The following is a 17,528-nucleotide window of genomic DNA, read 5'->3' on the forward strand; positions in this document are numbered from 1 at the left end:
ATTTCAATTACATCAGTTATGATAACCCAAAAAGTGAGACGAAGTCTAGCGTATAGAGCTTGAGCCATTATTTTGAGAAATTACGATCTGACAACGAACTTGAAATTAGATTTAGCGGATGTTTCTTGATTCATAATCCCCTTAGGCAATAAATCCGTTCACAACAAAAAGAAATAGATTTGCGTCATGTTGGTATGAAAAGACTTTTAACTTTCTGCTTTATACTATTCCTTATTTCCTGCCAAACCAATGAATTGGATTTGAAATCGAATCCAATTGATTCTAAGATAATCATAGAGGCAAAGGAAGTCCTCGAACCCAACTCCAGACGCTTGACTTTAATCGCCAAGACAGAAAGGATTTATCCTTGTTTAAACTATCCATTGATAACAAATAAAGAAGTAGAGGATAATTCTTTGAAAATTACCTTTACTTCAGTACTTAAGACTGATTTTTGTTTCACAGCCCTTGGACCTGCTACAAGTATGATTGACTTGAATGGGATTTCAAATGGTGAATATGAGATTGAAATAAATAATGCGAACCTCAAAAACAATGGAATACTTAAAATTACTGACTTGGACATTTCTATACTTTTCAACCAGAAAAATGGGATTGACTTCGTAAGACAAAACACGAAAAGAGTTCCAGAAAATACTTATTGGGGAACAATCGGATACCATCAGTCTTCCACATTGGCTTTGGTGGATGAGTTCATTCAAAAATTTGAAGATGCCGGAGCAAAATTTAATAAGCAATTACCAGGGCATTATTTTTATTACGAAATTGATAACTCCGGAGAAATTGTATCTACAGTCGAGAATTCGGGATATTATTTTTTGAAAAGTTTCATATTTCAATATGATGGTGACGAATCAAAGCTTAAAGAAATCGTGCAAATAGAAGGGAAAAATTACAAGGAGATTTTTAATTTGGGACTTGAAACCTATAAAGGAGAAATATTCTATAATTGGGGAAATTGATCAAAAATATTTGATAGATTTTTCCCTTCATTTCCAATCACCCTTCACCCTATCCTTCCTTTTTCACAATAAAATTAACCTCATTCTCCGGCAGGACGTGTCTCAGGACAAAGGCGGGATCGAGGGTTTTGACAAATAGGTTTTCTTGGACATCGAGTCCTGATTGGCTGAGGCGCTTTGCATATTTCCGAATGGACAAGAAATAACATTTTTCGTATCATAACCGAATCTAATCGTATCATTTATGCCAAGCACCTTTTGATTTAAATCCCTTTTTTTAAGAGGGAAGTATTGACATTCAAAACCGGATAAAAGTTAAAACAAACCTCTCACCTCTCACCCTCATCCTTTATCTCCCCTTTTTGCAATAAAAAATCACCTCATTCTCCGGCAAGGCATGTTTTAGGACAAGTGCAGGATCGAGGGTTTTGACAAATATGTTTTCTTGGACATCAAGTCCTGATTGGCTGAGGCGATTGGCGTAGTCATGCCCATATTTTCGGACGTGGTCCCTTTGGCCGAAGAGCCTTTCGCGCTCGGAGGCATCGGTGATGGTTTTGTCTTCTATGGTCTCGGGAATGTCGTAGACCGGGGATTGGATAATTCCCCAACCGTTGGGTTTGAGCACGCGGTTGATCTCGCTGCATGCCAGGATATCGTCATCGACATGTTCCATGACATGGTTACAGAATACGACATCAAAAGTATTGGCCTCAAATGGGATCTGATGGACATCCATTTTGACCTTGGCTAGCGGAGACTCAATGTCAGCGGTGATGTATTCGAGGTTTTTCATGGCTTCCATCCGGTCGATAAAGCAGAGCTCGGGAGCGATATGAAGAACTTTGAGTTTGTCCGTAAAGAAGTTTGTCTCTTGCTGCAAAAACAACCACATCAGTCGGTGTCTTTCCAAAGCCAGGCAGTTTGGGCAGAGAGCATTGTCTCGGCCTTTTCTCCCATAAGGCAAAAACTTCTGGAAAGAATGGTCACAGACATTGCAGGTCACCTGATTTCCCCGATAAAAGACCCCCATAATCCGAAGGAAAAAATGGGAAACTAGCTGTAAATATTTCCTTGGGATATATCGGATAATAAAACTGATCAATGACTTCATATCAGGATTTGGTCGGATTTTGGGGAGGTAAAACCCCCATGAGCGCGCAATTTATCAAATCCATTTCAATTTTTCGGATTTCTGTTTCCGGCCTGACCGCTTAATTGAATTTACTTTAATGGTTTTATAGCCTGCTTATTGGGCTGATTTTGACGACATTTTTCCCTAACTTTGAAATAACCAAAATATCTTTCCGACCATGAAAAAGCAAAATATTTATATAGGTTTAGGAATCTTAGTCTCTTTGATCCTTGTGTATTGGTTGTTTTTTTCCTCAGGCACAGAAGGGAACTTCGAAATTTTGGCTGAAGTAAAAAAAGGTCAATTTAAAGTAGAGATTACTTCATCGGGAGAATTGCAGGCGCTGAATTCCATCCAGATCCTCGGACCGGTAGAGGCACGAAGATATAGGATCGGAAACTTCACCATCGAAACCATGGTGGATGAGGGCACAGTGGTGAAGAAGGGAGATTTTATCGCATCTCTTGATAAAACAGAACTTTTTGGGAGAATGGAAGACAGGCGTCTTGACCTGGAGCAAACCATGGCGACTTTTGATCAGACAAGGTTGGATACCTCTTTGGTACTGAGATTAGAAAGGGATAACCTAATCAACCTCGAATATGAAGTAGGTGCCAAAAAACTTGTTTTGGACCAATCACAATATGAGCCGCCTGCCATCATCAAGCAAAACGAATACAATCACCAAAAAGCGATCAGGGATTTAGAACAGGCAAAGGAGAGGTATCGCATTAAGTCCCTTCAGGAAAAAGCAAGGATGGTCGAGGTGTCAGCCAAATTGCGTGAGTCCCAGCTAGAGGTATCCCAAATGCAAGCCGCTTTGGACAAATTCACAGTAACTGCTCCACAAAACGGTATGGTTATCTATTATCAGGGTTATGGAGGAAAAGTAAAAGAAGGTTCACAAATAAGCTCATGGGATCCTGTCGTGGCCACCTTGCCGGACCTCAGTACCATGCAGAGCATTACTTATATCAATGAAGTGGATATACGGAAAATCAAAGTCGGTCAAAAAGTACAGATCGGATTGGATGCTTTTCCGGACAAAAAACTCACCGGACAAGTAATCCAAGTGGCCAATGTGGGTCAGCAAAGACCAAATTCCGATGCGAAAGTATTTGAGGTATTGGTAAGGGTAAATGAAAGTGACGGCCTGCTTCGTCCTGCCATGACCACGAGCAATTCAATTTTAATTGAAGAAAGAAATGACGTGGTCTATGTTCCCTTGGAAGCCATCAATGTCCAAAATGACAGCATCAATTATGTTTACCTGAAGAACGGTCAAAAACAGGAAGTAAAACTTGGTGTTGCAAATTCCAATGATGTCATCATTGAAATGGGTTTGGAAGAAGGGCAGGATATATTTTTATCTACACCAGAATGGTCAAAAGATACAAGCATCAGCTTATTGGCAGAGTTGAATGGAAAAAGAAACCTAAATGAAGACGACGTGATTTCTAAAGCGGATTCTACCATGATACCGGGATACCAAGTCAGGCCTGTCATTAATTAAATTGTATCTATGAGCCCCCTTTTCGATCGTAATGAAAGATTAAAAGCCAATTTCCACATCGCACTCGAAGCTGTCCTTGCCAATAAATTAAGGTCATTGCTGACAGCCTTGGGAATTATTTTTGGAGTTGCCGCCGTAATTGCCATGTTGGCCATCGGCAACGGTGCCCAACAGGAAATCCTTGAACAAATCAGACTGGTAGGTGTCAATAACATCGTAATTACTCCCGTGGTAAATCAGGAGGAACAAAACCTTGCAGAACAATCGGATTTGGAAGAAGAAAGGTCAAAGTTTTCACCGGGATTGAAACTGGATGATGTCCAATCCATCAGGAAGATGATTCCTGGAATCAAAAACATCAGCCCTGAAATTGTCATTGAAACAAATCTTGTCAAAAGTGGGATCAGAAGATCTGCCAAACTGGTGGGTGTCACGCCCGCTTATTTTGAAGTGTTAGATTTTCACCTTAGGGAAGGAAAAATGTTTACTGAGTCGAATCTCCGCAACGGCGACCCGGTCTGTATCATTGGAAGGTCTGTGCAGACTAAGTTTTTTTCAAAAGAAAATCCCGTTGGGAAATTGATCAAAAGTGGAAATCAATGGCTCGAAGTCATCGGGGTGATGGAGGAGCGATTGGTGTCCGAGCAGAGTATTTCCAAATTGGGTATCCGGGATTTTAACATGGATGTGTATGTCCCCGTCCAAACGATGTTGATCAGATTCAAAAACCGTGATCTAGTGACCGGAGCAGCAGTAGTGGAAGAAGAAGGGGTGTCTAACGCAGATCTCAATTACCACCAAATAGACAAAATAGTCGTTCAGGTGGAAAAAAGCGAATCCTTAAATCCTACTGCGGAGGTGATTTCGAAGCTCCTCGAAAGGAGGCATATGATGGTAGTGGACTTTGAAATTACTATCCCTGAACTTTTGCTCAAACAACAGCAGCGCACCCAAAATATTTTCAATATCGTCCTTGGTGCCATCGCAGGAATATCCCTTTTGGTAGGCGGTATAGGAATCATGAATATCATGTTGGCCTCGGTCATGGAGCGGATTAAAGAAATAGGATTAAGGCTTTCGTTAGGTGCGAAAAAATCCGATATTGTCAACCAGTTTCTGTTTGAAGCAGTCATGATCAGTGTTTCGGGAGGGATTATAGGAGTAATATTGGGGGTTTTATTGGCCCATTTGGTATCCACTTTTGGGGATTTCCCCACCATCATTACCCTTCCTTCCATTATACTTTCTTTCGGCGTCGCAGCGACTGTCGGTTTGATCTTTGGGATCGCTCCGGCAAGAAAAGCAGCAATGCAGGACCCTATAACTTCTTTAAGGTATGAGTAAACATTATTTTCTGAGTATTCTATTTGTGTTAAGCGTTGGATTCCCGATCCTGTCTTTTTCGCAAGAAAAAATTTCTTTTACCCTTGAAGACATGGTAGCCAGAGCAAAAGGTAGATCTCCTGCCGCCCTCCGGGCTGAAACAAGGAGAGAAAATAGGTATTGGAATTACCGGTTTTACCAATCTAACTTTAACCCACAGCTAAGATTAAACGGTACTATCCCCGGATTTTCCCAAGCCTTTAACAATGTCACCCAGCCTGATGGAACGATTGAGTTTAGAGAAGTAAGGCAAAACTTTATGGACCTAGAGTTGGGAATCGAACAAGAAATCGCAGCTACAGGTGGTAATATTTCTGTCAATTCCTCGACTACCAAGTTTGATAATTTCCTTGCTCCCGTAGGAAGTCCTCAGACCCAATGGAGTGGAATTCCGGTAAATGTGCGGTTGAGACAACCGATTTTTGCCTTTAATCCTTTAAAGTGGGACAGGAAAATCGAACCTTTGATTTATGAAGAAAGCAAAAGAGATTATGTGGAGGAAATGGAGCAGATTGGGATGACAGTGACCACTTTGTTTTTTGATTTTTTGGTGTCACAGGTCAATCTGGAGATCGCCTCAAAAAACCTCGCAAATACTCAGGAAATCCTTAAAATCGAACAGGGTAGGTATAATATCGGGACTACTTATGAAGACAAATTGCTTCAGGTTGAATTGCAGGTATTGCAGGCTAGACAGGATCTTGCCCAAGCGCAACTTGACCTAGAGGCCAATAACCTCAGGCTCAAATCGTATATCGGCCTTAACGAAACTGCTGAACTGACCTTGATTCCACCACAATCCATTACGCCAATTGAAATCAATGTGGAGGAAGCTATCGAATTCGCTTTTTTGAACAGGGCCGATGCCATGGGATTTGACAGAAGAAAACTTGAAGCCGAATCAGCAGTGGCCCTAGCGCGAGGGCAGCGCTTCAATGTCCTTTTGAATGCGAGTTATGGTCTCAACAATGCAGGCTTGACTTGGGGAGATATTTATGTGGATCCCAACAGGCAGACCTTGGTCAATCTTGGATTTTCTATCCCGATCTTGGATTGGGGAAGAAATAAAGCTAGAATGGGTCAGGCACAGGCAAACAAGCAGTTGGTGGAATATACTGTGGAGCAGGACATCATCAATTTTGAGCAGGAGATCTTTACCAAAGTGAAGAATTTTGCAATGCTACTTGACAGGTTAAAGATTACCGAGCTTTCGGATAAAGTTGCCGATAAACGTTATGAGATTTCACTGAGGAGGTATCAAAATGGAAATGTGACGATCACGGATCTGAATATTGCCCAACAAGAAAAAGACCAAAACCGGAGAGCGTATATCCAGTCCTTGCGGGATTATTGGACAGCTTTCTATGAATTGAGGATGCTGACTTTATATGATTTTGAATTCAATCAGTTGCTTTATAATCCTGATGCAGATTAATAATCAAGACCCGGATCCTATTCAGAATTCGGGTCTTTTTTTGTTTGCGAAGGAAGTCTTCCTGATTTTTTCAAGGCCTCATAGATGATCCACTCGATTTGCCCATTGGAACTTCGGAACTCATCTTCTGCCCACTTCTCCACCGCTTTCATGAGGTTCTCGTCTATGCGTAAGGCAAATGGTTTCTTAGCTGCCATGGTTTTTTGATTTGTATGCTTCAAACATTGCAACTGCTTTTTTGGCATCATCCGGCTTGTGGGTACCAAGTAGGAATTTTTTGTCTTTGGTCTTGACCATGATGCCAAATCTCCCTCCGGTATTGTATGCCCAAGAATCAAAATTATACCGAATACCCCAGCCGCCATATTCCCATAGAGAATTATATTCCTTCAGTTCCATGGATTCTATTTCCTCGAAGTTGTATTTCCTTTTGCTGACAAAGGGGAAATAGCTAAATGACAATGAATCAGAATCAATCCTGATAATGAGCGTCAAGGATAGAAATATAACAAACACCAGACCAATGATACCCATTGGAATCCATAGGTCACTTGGATCAGATTCATTTGGAATGAAAACAGCGAAAAAAACTATTCCTGCCGAAAATACCAACAGCATCCAAATCCACAATTGGTTAAATCTCTGGGTTTCTTTGAAAATATAATTTGCCATTTTTTTCACCATTTATTATTTGTGTACGATTTGTTGCTGCTGACCATAGAATACTCAGATTGAGGTTCCATTGTAGTCGCTGTGGACTGTTGACCATGGACTGATTGACCTTGCTTGATTTTGTGCTATTTACATGTCCAGTGTCAGTTTAAATTTTCATTCTCTTTCCAATAAGAAATCATTTCCTCCACCTCTCTGGGTTTATGCGTACTAAAAACCAGTTTCTTCTTTGCCAGCTGGACTTCTATCACATGGTCTGCAAAGAAAATATAGGCTTTGGTTTTTCGGGAGAACCTGACTCCAACCCCACCGTATTCCAATAATCCATCCATTTTTTTGACTTCAATAGATTTCATTTCATTTGGGGAGATTTTAATCCATCGGTTAAGGAACGGAGGATTTCTGTAGGATAACCCATCGGTTGTCAATCGTAATTCCAACCTGATATTCATCAAAAGAGTAAACACTATGACCATGAGGCTAAATACAAATCCCATTACGAAAGGCCCGTCCTCTCCCAATTTGCCTGTTTGCCATAAGACGAACAATAGAATTAGGGTTGGCAATTCCAATAGGATGATTCCATACATGAGAATTGAACCCCTAAACCCATGTACCTCATTGACTACCATGCTGGCTTATTGATTGAGTGTTCCCACATTCATGACAGGACTGACGCTCCTATCGGAGCAGAGAACCACCATCAGGTTGCTGACCATGGATGCTTTCTTGGATTCTTCAAAGTCGATGATGCCTTTGATTTTGAGGTCTTCGAGCGCCATTTCTACCATACCAACTGCGCCGTCTACGATTTTTCTTCTTGCAGCTACAATGGCTGTTGCTTGTTGTCTCTGAAGCATGGCCGAGGCGATTTCCTGCGAATAAGCGAGGTGGGAAATCCTGGCTTCGATTACTTTGATCCCGGCATGGTTCAGTCTTTCTTTGATTTCTTCTTCCAAAGAATGGTTGACTTCTTCTACTCCTGACCGTAGTGTGATCTCCGCATTTTCGGCTTCAAAATCATCATATGGGTACTTTCCTGCCATTTTTCGGACAGCAGCATCGGTCTGAAGGTGGACGAAATTCTCATAATCTTCCACATCAAAAGTCGCCTTAAAAGTGTCTTCCACTTGCCAAACGACTATGGTACCCACCATGACAGGGTTACCAATTTTGTCGTTTACCTTGAGCGGTTTGTTTTCAAAATTCCTTACCCGAAGGGAGATTTTTTGTTTGGACATAAACGGGTTCACCCAAAAGAAACCGTTTGCCTTGACAGTTCCTTTGTAAGCTCCAAACAAAATCAAAACCATGGCTCTATTAGGTTGGAGTGTAAAAAAGCCAGGTGTGATAATGATAAAGGCAAATCCGAGGATTACCCCCAAAAGATGGAGCTCATTGATAAATGAAAACGCGGTGGCAGGAATCAGGGCGATGACCACCAAAACCATCAAGTATCCGGAAGCAGGTTTGTTTATTTTTTCCATATTGTTATGATATTAAAATGATATCAATGCAATATACTTTGTTTGGAATAAGAAAGTTACATTTTGGGGAAATTTTTTTGGAAAGAGAGAACCCTTTGAAAAATGACGGTTGGAGATATTATATGGAGAATCCTTATATTTGGATAAATGAAATTTTAATGAAAGCGATAGAAATCAAGGCCAGAACTGACAAAAACGGGAATTTATCAATTTCTGAAAAGCTGAACCTCGCCAACAAAGAGGTTAGGGTTTTGATTTTGGTGGAGGAAGAAGAAGATATTGATGAAAATTCTTGGTTAAAAGCACTTTCCAAAAACCCTTCTTTTGATTTTTTGTCCGAACCCAGGCAGGATATTTATACCACCAAACACGGGCGGCCATTTAATGATTAGAAATTTTTTTATTTTTTATCAAAATGAGATACATTCCGAATTAAAATTACTTTATGGGATTAAATCATAGTGAGCAATGGTTTGATTTCTCGACTAATCTGTTAATTTTGGGTTATGCTTAAAAATCCTCTTCCCTTCATACTGTTATTTGTTGTTTCGATTACACTGTTTTCCTGTGGAGAAAAAGCTTCTGATGAAATATATTCAGGGAAGCTTGAGGAGTTAATTGTGGGAACAATCGTTTTAGAAAAAGACAATGACACAAAATATATCTACGATTTACGAACTGTTCCCGGAGAGGAAGATTGGGTGATACTGCCTATTAGCTTACCGGGAAATAAAGGAACCGTATTAAAGTTTTATAATTTAAATAGCGGTAAAAAATTCCAAGAAATAAAAATTCCCTCTGAAGGCCCCGAATCATTGAAGGGTGGAATGGGCGCATTTAACCTTGTTTTAAATTCTAATGAAATCTTGGTTGTAGTAAGGGCAAATGAGGTAGGTTTATATGATAGTTTGGGGAATCTGTCTCAAAATTGGGATATACTTTTAGATGTTCCTTCGGCTAGAGATGAATATGTTCAATTAGAAGGAAGGAAAGGTTTGCTCTTCAAAGATGGGGATTGGGTTCAAATTGGTCAAAACCCATCCAATTTATTTAAAAACCTAAACCCAAAGACTAGTGAAACCCGATCAGAATTTCCACTTGATTTTAAAAATTGGCTGGTGCAAATGAATCTAAAAACAAAAGAGGTGAGACATTCCGATTTTGAAATTCCCGGTGAATATGGTTCATTTCAAAATGATATGACTTCCACCTATCTCATGGGTGCTTTTGATTCAGACAGGAAGGAATATTTCCTTGGTTGGCCGTATTCTGATTCTATTTATAAATTGAGCAGTCTTAAGCTTCTAGAAAAATTTAAACCCAAAGGTTCCGATTTATTTAAATATTTTCCAAGTGAGGAGAAAAGAAATGGGAGATTTATGAGTTGGGATTTGCCAAAGGAATCCTCAGCTCATATCTTCTTGTTATACGATCCCATAAATAATCTATTCGTGAGAGCTTCAAAAATCAATGAATCAGGGGAAGCGGAAACCAAATTTGAAAGGACCAAACACTATGTGTTGTCTTTTTATTCAAGTGATTGGGAAGCGATAGGAGAATATTTTTTTGACTTTGGAGGTGCATTGGATCTGGAAAACTGGTTTTTGACTGGGGGAAGATTATTTATCAATAAACCCGAACAACCCAATGAGGACCAATACGAGTTTTACAAGATTGATTTGTCGAAAGTGAAAAAATAGCTATCTGAGTGGGCTAAGGGATTAGAAAAATTATCCGAAAGCATTTCTCCTAGATCAAACCTTCGGATGCACAGCGGCGCACTCAAAGGTTAAAAAGCCCAATATTTGCCTCCCGATTCAGTTCTGAGAAGTTTTGAGCCTTGGTATTCTCCGATGATTTCTAATTTTTTACCGAGTTTGGAAGCATCAAAGCTCGGGATTTCAGAAAAAATTTCCCGAATCATCAGTCCCTCATTTTCTTCTACATCCTCGATTGTTGACAGGTCATGCGTGATCAGGTTTTCAAAAAGATAGCCGATTTTTCCATCCGGAAGGATTACTCTATACCAGTCATTTGTTTTCCCTTGAACTTTGAAGATTTCGTTTTGAGAAAGCTTTTGGCTGATGTCTGCATTCGTATTGGGTTGGTTTCTCAGGTTAGCTGAAGCAACTTGAACTCGGCCATATTCACCCAAGTTGCTAGTGTCTGCCACAGTTTGGGTATTTTTTAATTCTATTTCTTCAAAAAATGGAAATGGATCCACCGCACCCCACCCTCTTGAGTAAATGCCAAAGTGCAAGTGCGGAGCTGTGGAAATGGCGTTTCCTGTATTTCCCACCGTCCCTAAAGTATCTCCAATGCTGATAGTTTGGCCGCTTTGGACTAATTGTGAATCAAGATGTGCGTAATAATAGGAGTAACCTTCATGGCTGACTCGAACTGTTTTGCCTCCCAAATTATTGACACCGACACGACTGACTCTCCCGGGACTCACAGAGGTGATCGGGGTTCCTCTTGGTGCAAAGACATCAATGCCTTCATGAACCCTTCTTCCACCATCACGGGGAACACCAAAAAAAGAAGCAATGGATCGGTGGTTTTTGCCACTAATGGGAAAGGCCAAGGAGGGATTCTGTTGGATGGTAATTTCTACTATTCCACCTCTAAAGAGCTCTGGTTGAACTCTTAGTCCTAAGCTGCCAGGATTATTCACTTGATATTCAAGCCTGTTGGTGTCTTTTGCAAATTGGATGTTCTTAAGTTCATTATCCCTGTTTTCATATAGATCGATAAAGAATTTGGAATTTGGGTTTGAAATCAGTTCCACTTGGATTGAAATCAATTGTCCTTCTTTTGCTTCAAATTCGATATAAATGGCATGTGGTTGGTTTTTGTCAAAATGGGATATTTCCTGATAGGGAAGATTGATTTCGATCGGAGAAGAAAGCGCAGTTTCTCCCGCCTGAACCCACTCCCTGACTACTGCCGCATTTTCAAATTCCGGAGATTGAAGAAAGTTTCTATACTGATCATATGGATTGCTCGGTCTCAATACTTTCCGGATACTAGTGCCATTACAAGCCCCTAAAAAAATGACTGAAATAATAATTAATGTTAATGTCTTGGTATTCATATCCTAAGCAGATACAAAAACCGTGCATTATAATTTTAGAGGTATTCTTTTAATCATATTCAAAAAATAAACCCTGTCAAAAAATCAACGATTTTGACAGGGTCTTTTTTCTCGCCTCTCGCCTCTCGCCTCTAATTTCTCGCTTCTCAGGTAAGCATCGCTCCATCTACTTGGATCACCTGTCCTGAAATATACGAACTCATATCCGAAGCTAGGAATACGCAGGCATTGGCAACTTCATCAGGTTGGCCGCCTCGCTTCATCGGAATGCCGTCTCTCCAGCTTTGGACAGTTTTCTCATCCAATACGGCTGTCATTTCCGTTTCGATAAATCCCGGAGCAACGGCATTGGCTCTGATATTTCTTGATCCCAATTCCAAAGCCACTGATTTGGTAAAGCCGATAATCCCGGATTTGGAGGCCGCATAATTGGCCTGTCCGGCATTGCCTTTGATGCCCACAACAGAGGTGATGTTGATGATGGAACCTGATCTGGCTTTCATCATGGGGCGGGTTGCGGCTTTGACAGTATTGAAGCAGGATTTGAGGTTGACGCCAATGACTTCATCCCAAGCCTCTTCGGTCATTCTCATCAGGAGATTGTCGCGAGTGATACCGGCATTGTTGACCAAAATGTCCAAACTGCCGAATTCAGCCACCACGCCGGTGACAAGTTCCTCGGCAGCTTTGAAGTCAGAAGCATCCGAACGATACCCTTTTGCTTTGATTCCGAAGGCTGTCAATTCTGACTCAAGTGCCTGTCCTTTTTCTACACTTGAAAGGTATGTAAAAGCCACGTTGGCACCTTCCTGTGCGAACCGTACAGCGATTGCCTTACCGATTCCTTTGGATGCCCCGGTGATCAGAGCTGTTTTTCCGCTTAATAATCCCATTTTATTTTCTTTGGTTGGTTTCTGTTAAAAACCCAAAAATAAGAAAAATTTGGTTTAATGGTTGCTCACGCAGAGACGCGAAAGGGGAAAAAGGAGGGATTTTCAAAAAAGGGGAATTTATTCAAAAATTCAGGTTTGGTTATTTTCAAATTCTAATTATTGATCTTCCAATCCGTTGACTATTCTTCGAATTCCATCTTTGATCAAGTTTTCATTAAAATTGATCAATAAGCCAAGCCTCAGATTTGTCAATTTCAAGTAGGTCAAAACTTGTTTATAATGCTTTTTGGAGATTTCATCCACTGATTTTAACTCTACCAATACCTTCTCCTCTACGATTAAATCCGCTCTAAAACCTTGCTCAAAAACCAATCCATCCCATATCACATCAATTGGTATTTCTTTTTGGACTTTCAGGCCTTTTTTACCAATTCATAAAAGAGAATATTTTCATAGACACTTTCATAAAGCCCAGGACCCAGTTGGCTGTGGATTTTATAACAAGCATCTACAATTTCTCTTGATATCTCATTTTCTTTCATATTGACGGTGCTTTTCCTGACATCCAAAAATTAGCTTAAAATTTTGCAAAGTTTAGTGTCCAAGGCCCAACTTAGTAGACTAAATCAATGTGGTTTATATTCATATTGAACCTCCTTTTATTTTTCTCTGCGGCTCTGCGTGATGCAAATGATGTCTATCATTGATTTTTTTCTCAGCCTAAAAGCCCTATTTTTGCGAAGCTTATTTAATATTAACTAGTAAGAATATGTCTTCAACAAAATATGATGTGATTGTTTTGGGTTCCGGTCCAGGTGGGTATGTGGCGGCGATCCGCGCTTCTCAGTTGGGGCTGAAAACTGCCATAGTGGAAGCCGCCGAAGTGGGCGGGATATGCCTCAATTGGGGTTGTATTCCTACCAAAGCTTTGATCAAAAGTGCGCAGGTTTTCGAATATATCAGCCATTCTGAAGATTATGGTATCAAGGTAAATGGTGCGGAAGTAGATTTTCCAAACATGATCAAAAGAAGCCGTGATGTGGCAGCCGGAATGTCCAAAGGAGTTCAGTTTTTGCTTAAGAAAAATAAAATAGACCAGATTTTAGGTTGGGGCAAAATACAGCCCGGCAAAAAAATAGAAGTCGCAGACAGCGAAGGAAAGAAAACCGTCTATGTTGCAGACCATATCATCATCGCAACAGGCGGCCGGGCGAGAGAGCTTCCTGCTATCAAGATCGACAATGAAAAAATCGTCGGCTACCGCAAAGCCATGGTTTTGGAAAAGAAACCGGCCAAAATGGTTGTGGTTGGTTCAGGCGCCATCGGAGTTGAGTTTGCCTATGTGTATAACTCTATTGGTACTGAAGTGACGATCGTGGAATTTATGGACAGGATTGTTCCTATCGAAGACGAAGAAGTATCCAAGGCTTTGGAAAAAATTTACAAGAAAAAGGGAATAAAAATCATGACTTCCAGCGAAGTGACTGCTGTTGATACCAGTGGTCAAGGTTGTAAAGTCACCGTAAAAAATAAAAAAGGTGAAGAGTCCGTGATCGAATGCGACATGGTCCTATCCGCTGTCGGAGTGGTTTCCAATGTGGAAAACATAGGATTGGAGGATGTGGGGATTTTGGTAGAAAGAGGAAAAATCAAGGTTGACGAATTCTACAAGACCAATATGCCAGGCTATTACGCCATTGGTGATGTCACTACAGGCCCTGCTTTGGCACATGTGGCTTCAGCCGAGGGAATTATCTGTGTGGAAAAAATTGCCAACCACCATCCTGAACCGCTTGATTACAACAATATCCCGGGCTGTACTTATTGTATTCCTGAGATCGCCTCTGTCGGATATACCGAAGCCAAAGCAAAAGAAGCAGGCTATGAGTTGAAAGTCGGCAAGTTTCCTTTCTCTGCATCAGGTAAAGCATCTGCTGCCGGAGCCAAAGATGGTTTTGTCAAATTGATTTTCGATGCCAAGTACGGAGAGCTTTTAGGCGCTCACATGATCGGAGCAAATGTCACCGAAATGATTGCCGAGATCGTTGCTATCCGCAAATTAGAGACAACAGGCATGGATTTGATCAAGACTGTTCATCCGCATCCAACGATGTCAGAAGCCATCATGGAAGCTGCTGCACAGGCTTATGGAGAGGTGATCCACCTTTAATTGAGATTGCTTTTATTGGCATATACGAAGCCCGGAAGTCTTTCCGGGTTTTTGTTTTTTATCTTAAATCTTATTTAAATTGAACTGACCATGGAACTCCAAATATCCACTCCGGCCCTTCTTTTTTCGGCCATTACCTTGATGATGCTTGCTTTTACCAACAGGTTTTTGGCCGTTGCGAGTTTGATTCGGGGACTTCATAAAAAATTTTTGGAAAACCCCGATCAGGAAATTATCATTGAACAGATTCACAACCTCAAGCGCCGTCTCAGCATGATCAAATACATGCAATTGTGCGGGGTGTTGAGTTTCTTCCTCTGTGTGGTTTGTATGTACCTCATATTTAGGGAAGTTCAACCTGCAGCGGATTATGTGTTTATAGCAAGTATGCTGACGTTATTAATTTCCCTGGCTATATCTTTGGTGGAGGTTTTCATCTCCAACCAAGCCCTTGAACTCGAATTGCAGGATATGGAAAACCTATTTGAGAAAAGAAAAAGCAGCCTTGATTTTTGGTTCAAAAAAGATAAAAACGATGAGTAAATTAAGCAGCACGTTTAGAATTGTATTATTGGGATTAATTCTTTTTTCCTGTAATACTTCCAAAACAGGAAATACCAAGACAAGTCAAAAATCCACTGAATACAGGATTTTCGTAGAATCGACAAAAGAAGCCAAAGAGTTTTATTCTTGGACCTCAGACCGAATTCCTTTGGTCAGCGCGCACCGGGGTGGCCCTTATCCGGGATTCCCTGAAAATGCCATTGAGACGTTTCAAAACGTCATCGAACATACGGCTTCCATCATTGAATTTGATGTGGCACTTTCCAAAGATTCTGTTTTGGTTTTGATGCATGACAATACCTTGGAGAGAACGACCAATGGTTCGGGCAAAGTCATTGACCTTACTTTTGAGGAAATCAGGAAACTGAAGCTGGTGGATAATGATGGAAAAGGAACAGATTTTCAGGTGCCGACTTTGGAAGAAGCATTGATTTGGGGCAAAGGAAAGGTTTTGTTTACGGTGGACATCAAGCGCGAAGTTCCTTTTGAATTGGTCGTGGATGTCATCCAACAACACAAGGCAGAAGCCTATGCTGCGGTTATCACCTACAGTATTGAAGCAGCAAAAAAAATCTTCCAACTTCATCCAGACTTAATGCTTTCCGTGACTATCCGCAATGAGGAAGAATTGAAAAGATTTGAGGATTCAGGAATACCCGTAGATCAGTGGATTGCATTTACAGGTACATCGGAAAGATCTCCGGAGTTCAACTCCAAGTTGCATGAGATGGGCGTGTTTACGATTTTGGGTGTAATGGGAAACCTTGACAAAAGTGCGATTGCAAGAGGAAATCAAGTTTATGTTGATTTGGTCAAAAACGGAGCGGATATTCTTGCTACCGACCGACCGATTGAGGCAGCAGAGGCAATCAAATCCCTGATTCCTGAGAAAAGCCCGAAAAGCAAATACTTTGAAATACCTGGGAAATAAAGTTGAAATACGATTGAAATACGATTGAAATAAAGTAGAAATACGATAGAAATAAAGTAGAAATACGATAGAAATAAAGTAGAAATAAGGTTGATATAAAATGGAAATAAGGCTTGATGCCGTAAGATTATTTCGCGAAGCATATTTCCATTTATTTCGCGAAGCATATCTCAATTAATATTTCGCCATAGGCATATTTCCATTTATTTCGCTTAGCATATTTCCACCTTATTTGTTTTAAACCAATTCATCCAAATGATTATAGACTTACGTTCAGATACCCTCACCAAGCCAACGAAAGGCATGCTTGAAGCCATGTGGTCAGCTCAGATTGGCGATGATGTATTTGGTGAAGACCCGACTGTCAATGCCTTGGAGCAGAAGTTAGCGGATATGTTCGGCATGGAAGCGGGGCTCTTTTGCCCTTCCGGCACCATGACCAATCAGATTGCGATCCGACTCCATACACGGCCTCAAACTGAGTTGATCTGTCACAAGTATTCTCACATCTACCTCTATGAAGGTGGGGGCATCATGTCCAACTCCCATGCTTCGGTCAAACTTTTGGATGGGGAATATGGAAAAATCAATCCTTCTGACATCGCCGATGCCATCAATCCTGATGATGTACATGCGCCTGAAACAACCCTGGTATCGCTTGAAAACACCATGAACAAAGGCGGTGGCAGTATTTATACTTTAGAGGAAGTCAAACCCATCCGCGCCCTTTGCGAGCAGCATGGGATCAAACTCCACTTGGACGGAGCAAGGATTTTCAATGCTTTGGTAGTCACCGGCGAAAGTCCCAAAGCTTGGGGAGCGATGTTCGATACTATTTCTGTTTGCCTGAGCAAAGGTTTGGGTTGTCCGGTAGGATCTGTTCTTCTAGGATCAAAAGAAGATATCAAGCGGGCTAGAAAAGTCAGAAAATCATTTGGTGGCGGGATGAGGCAGGCGGGTTTTTTGGCGGCAGCGGGAATCTATGCCCTTGATTACCAAGTCAAAAGACTGACCGAAGACCATGACAGGGCAAAGAAACTAGGGGAGATTTTGGAGCAACATCCCTTTGTATCGGAAGTTTTTCCTGTTGTTACCAACATCGTCATTGCAAGATTGAAAAACATCACTCCAGCCGAAATGCTTCAAAAATTGGATGCTGTGGGCATCAAAGCAGTCCGCTTCGGCAAAGACCAAATCAGGTTTGTCACTCACCTGGATTTTGGAGATGAGGGATTGGAGGAGTTTGGAAGAAGGATCAGGGAAATAAG

The 17,528-nt window shown here is 41.0% G+C and carries 18 protein-coding genes and 1 pseudogene; 10 read left to right on the forward strand and 9 right to left on the reverse strand.

All coding sequences use genetic code 11. From position 1 onward, the window contains the following. Positions 1–194 precede the first annotated feature (194 nt). On the forward strand, positions 195–983 hold the full coding sequence (locus M3O96_RS21110; protein WP_249724560.1) for a hypothetical protein: 789 nt from the start codon (positions 195–197) through the stop codon (positions 981–983). A gap of 49 nt (positions 984–1,032) precedes the next feature. Here M3O96_RS21110 and M3O96_RS21115 read toward each other — a convergent pair whose 3' ends face one another. After that, a complete protein-coding gene (locus M3O96_RS21115) occupies positions 1,033–1,182 on the reverse strand; it encodes a hypothetical protein (RefSeq protein ID WP_249724563.1) in 150 nt (49 codons plus the stop codon). A gap of 150 nt (positions 1,183–1,332) precedes the next feature. Beyond that, the gene (locus tag M3O96_RS21120) at positions 1,333–2,097 is read right to left on the reverse strand and encodes a class I SAM-dependent methyltransferase (protein WP_249724566.1); all 765 of its coding nucleotides are present in this window, start codon (positions 2,095–2,097) and stop codon (positions 1,333–1,335) included. Positions 2,098–2,296: 199 nt separating this feature from the next. On the opposite strand from M3O96_RS21120, the gene M3O96_RS21125 reads away from it, so the two are divergent. The 3 genes from M3O96_RS21125 to M3O96_RS21135 are packed head-to-tail and all read left to right on the forward strand — an operon-like array spanning position 2,297 to position 6,449. Further along, complete coding sequence (locus tag M3O96_RS21125) at positions 2,297–3,631, forward strand: efflux RND transporter periplasmic adaptor subunit (protein WP_249724585.1); 1,335 nt, start codon at positions 2,297–2,299, stop codon at positions 3,629–3,631. A 9-nt stretch (positions 3,632–3,640) separates the two neighbouring features. Continuing rightward, a complete protein-coding gene (locus tag M3O96_RS21130) occupies positions 3,641–4,975 on the forward strand; it encodes an ABC transporter permease (RefSeq protein WP_249724605.1) in 1,335 nt (444 codons plus the stop codon). Next, positions 4,968–6,449, forward strand: coding sequence for a TolC family protein (locus M3O96_RS21135; protein ID WP_249724608.1), 1,482 nt, complete (start codon positions 4,968–4,970; stop codon positions 6,447–6,449). Before M3O96_RS21130 ends, M3O96_RS21135 begins: the two co-directional genes overlap by 8 nt. Before the next feature lie 17 nt (positions 6,450–6,466). Here the strand turns inward: M3O96_RS21135 and M3O96_RS21140 are convergent, their stop codons facing one another. From M3O96_RS21140 to M3O96_RS21155, 4 genes are all read right to left on the reverse strand, one after another. Further along, positions 6,467–6,646 carry a type II toxin-antitoxin system antitoxin gene (locus M3O96_RS21140; RefSeq protein ID WP_249724628.1) on the reverse strand — a complete coding sequence of 60 codons (180 nt, stop codon included), beginning with the start codon at positions 6,644–6,646 and terminating at the stop codon, positions 6,467–6,469. After that, positions 6,636–7,121, reverse strand: coding sequence for a hypothetical protein (locus M3O96_RS21145; RefSeq protein WP_249724631.1), 486 nt, complete (start codon positions 7,119–7,121; stop codon positions 6,636–6,638). Before M3O96_RS21145 ends, M3O96_RS21140 begins: the two co-directional genes overlap by 11 nt. A 143-nt stretch (positions 7,122–7,264) precedes the next feature. Beyond that, positions 7,265–7,753, reverse strand: coding sequence for a hypothetical protein (locus M3O96_RS21150; RefSeq protein WP_249724639.1), 489 nt, complete (start codon positions 7,751–7,753; stop codon positions 7,265–7,267). A 6-nt stretch (positions 7,754–7,759) separates the two neighbouring features. Beyond that, positions 7,760–8,608: an SPFH domain-containing protein gene (locus tag M3O96_RS21155; RefSeq protein ID WP_249724642.1), complete on the reverse strand. Its 849-nt coding sequence runs from the start codon at positions 8,606–8,608 to the stop codon at positions 7,760–7,762. Between the two features lie 158 nt (positions 8,609–8,766). Here M3O96_RS21155 and M3O96_RS21160 point away from each other — a divergent pair, with 158 nt between their 5' ends. Both M3O96_RS21160 and M3O96_RS21165 read left to right on the forward strand, forming a co-directional pair. Further along, positions 8,767–9,000: a hypothetical protein gene (locus M3O96_RS21160; protein ID WP_249724645.1), complete on the forward strand. Its 234-nt coding sequence runs from the start codon at positions 8,767–8,769 to the stop codon at positions 8,998–9,000. A 114-nt stretch (positions 9,001–9,114) separates the two neighbouring features. Then, positions 9,115–10,308 carry a DUF4221 family protein gene (locus tag M3O96_RS21165; RefSeq protein WP_249724648.1) on the forward strand — a complete coding sequence of 398 codons (1,194 nt, stop codon included), beginning with the start codon at positions 9,115–9,117 and terminating at the stop codon, positions 10,306–10,308. Positions 10,309–10,397: 89 nt separating this feature from the next. Here M3O96_RS21165 and M3O96_RS21170 read toward each other — a convergent pair whose 3' ends face one another. From M3O96_RS21170 to M3O96_RS22225, 3 genes and pseudogenes are all read right to left on the reverse strand, one after another. Next, complete coding sequence (locus M3O96_RS21170; RefSeq protein ID WP_249724651.1) at positions 10,398–11,702, reverse strand: M23 family metallopeptidase; 1,305 nt, start codon at positions 11,700–11,702, stop codon at positions 10,398–10,400. A 146-nt stretch (positions 11,703–11,848) separates the two neighbouring features. Next, positions 11,849–12,595 (reverse strand): 3-oxoacyl-[acyl-carrier-protein] reductase, encoded by a 747-nt coding sequence (gene fabG, locus M3O96_RS21175; RefSeq protein WP_249724672.1) that lies wholly within the window; start codon positions 12,593–12,595, stop codon positions 11,849–11,851. A 156-nt stretch (positions 12,596–12,751) separates the two neighbouring features. Next, positions 12,752–13,137 (reverse strand): annotated as a pseudogene (locus M3O96_RS22225) (GxxExxY protein). 227 nt (positions 13,138–13,364) lie between these two features. Here M3O96_RS22225 and lpdA point away from each other — a divergent pair. The 4 genes from lpdA to M3O96_RS21200 form a co-directional block, all read left to right on the forward strand. Further along, positions 13,365–14,765, forward strand: a complete 1,401-nt coding sequence (lpdA, locus tag M3O96_RS21185; RefSeq protein ID WP_249724692.1) for a dihydrolipoyl dehydrogenase — start codon at positions 13,365–13,367, stop codon at positions 14,763–14,765. A 90-nt stretch (positions 14,766–14,855) separates the two neighbouring features. Further along, a complete protein-coding gene (locus tag M3O96_RS21190; RefSeq protein WP_249724695.1) occupies positions 14,856–15,308 on the forward strand; it encodes a DUF2721 domain-containing protein in 453 nt (150 codons plus the stop codon). Continuing rightward, positions 15,301–16,260, forward strand: a complete 960-nt coding sequence (locus M3O96_RS21195; RefSeq protein ID WP_249724698.1) for a glycerophosphodiester phosphodiesterase family protein — start codon at positions 15,301–15,303, stop codon at positions 16,258–16,260. Before M3O96_RS21190 ends, M3O96_RS21195 begins: the two co-directional genes overlap by 8 nt. A gap of 255 nt (positions 16,261–16,515) precedes the next feature. Beyond that, a partial coding sequence (locus M3O96_RS21200; RefSeq protein WP_249724711.1) for a threonine aldolase family protein occupies positions 16,516–17,528 on the forward strand: 1,013 nt, incomplete at its 3' end.

Origin of the sequence: Aquiflexum sp. TKW24L, from assembly GCF_023502205.1 — a bacterium.
Taxonomy (GTDB): Bacteria; Bacteroidota; Bacteroidia; order Cytophagales; family Cyclobacteriaceae; genus Cognataquiflexum.

Coding starts and splice junctions, on each gene's coding strand:
- M3O96_RS21110 (WP_249724560.1), top strand. CDS start 195: ATGAAAAGACTTTTAACTTTCTGCTTTATACTATTCCTTATTTCCTGC.
- M3O96_RS21120 (WP_249724566.1), bottom strand. CDS start 2,097: ATGAAGTCATTGATCAGTTTTATTATCCGATATATCCCAAGGAAATAT.
- M3O96_RS21125 (WP_249724585.1), top strand. CDS start 2,297: ATGAAAAAGCAAAATATTTATATAGGTTTAGGAATCTTAGTCTCTTTG.
- M3O96_RS21130 (WP_249724605.1), top strand. CDS start 3,641: ATGAGCCCCCTTTTCGATCGTAATGAAAGATTAAAAGCCAATTTCCAC.
- M3O96_RS21135 (WP_249724608.1), top strand. CDS start 4,968: ATGAGTAAACATTATTTTCTGAGTATTCTATTTGTGTTAAGCGTTGGA.
- M3O96_RS21140 (WP_249724628.1), bottom strand. CDS start 6,646: ATGGCAGCTAAGAAACCATTTGCCTTACGCATAGACGAGAACCTCATG.
- M3O96_RS21145 (WP_249724631.1), bottom strand. CDS start 7,121: ATGGCAAATTATATTTTCAAAGAAACCCAGAGATTTAACCAATTGTGG.
- M3O96_RS21150 (WP_249724639.1), bottom strand. CDS start 7,753: ATGGTAGTCAATGAGGTACATGGGTTTAGGGGTTCAATTCTCATGTAT.
- M3O96_RS21155 (WP_249724642.1), bottom strand. CDS start 8,608: ATGGAAAAAATAAACAAACCTGCTTCCGGATACTTGATGGTTTTGGTG.
- M3O96_RS21160 (WP_249724645.1), top strand. CDS start 8,767: ATGAAAGCGATAGAAATCAAGGCCAGAACTGACAAAAACGGGAATTTA.
- M3O96_RS21165 (WP_249724648.1), top strand. CDS start 9,115: ATGCTTAAAAATCCTCTTCCCTTCATACTGTTATTTGTTGTTTCGATT.
- M3O96_RS21170 (WP_249724651.1), bottom strand. CDS start 11,702: ATGAATACCAAGACATTAACATTAATTATTATTTCAGTCATTTTTTTA.
- fabG (WP_249724672.1), bottom strand. CDS start 12,595: ATGGGATTATTAAGCGGAAAAACAGCTCTGATCACCGGGGCATCCAAA.
- lpdA (WP_249724692.1), top strand. CDS start 13,365: ATGTCTTCAACAAAATATGATGTGATTGTTTTGGGTTCCGGTCCAGGT.
- M3O96_RS21190 (WP_249724695.1), top strand. CDS start 14,856: ATGGAACTCCAAATATCCACTCCGGCCCTTCTTTTTTCGGCCATTACC.
- M3O96_RS21195 (WP_249724698.1), top strand. CDS start 15,301: ATGAGTAAATTAAGCAGCACGTTTAGAATTGTATTATTGGGATTAATT.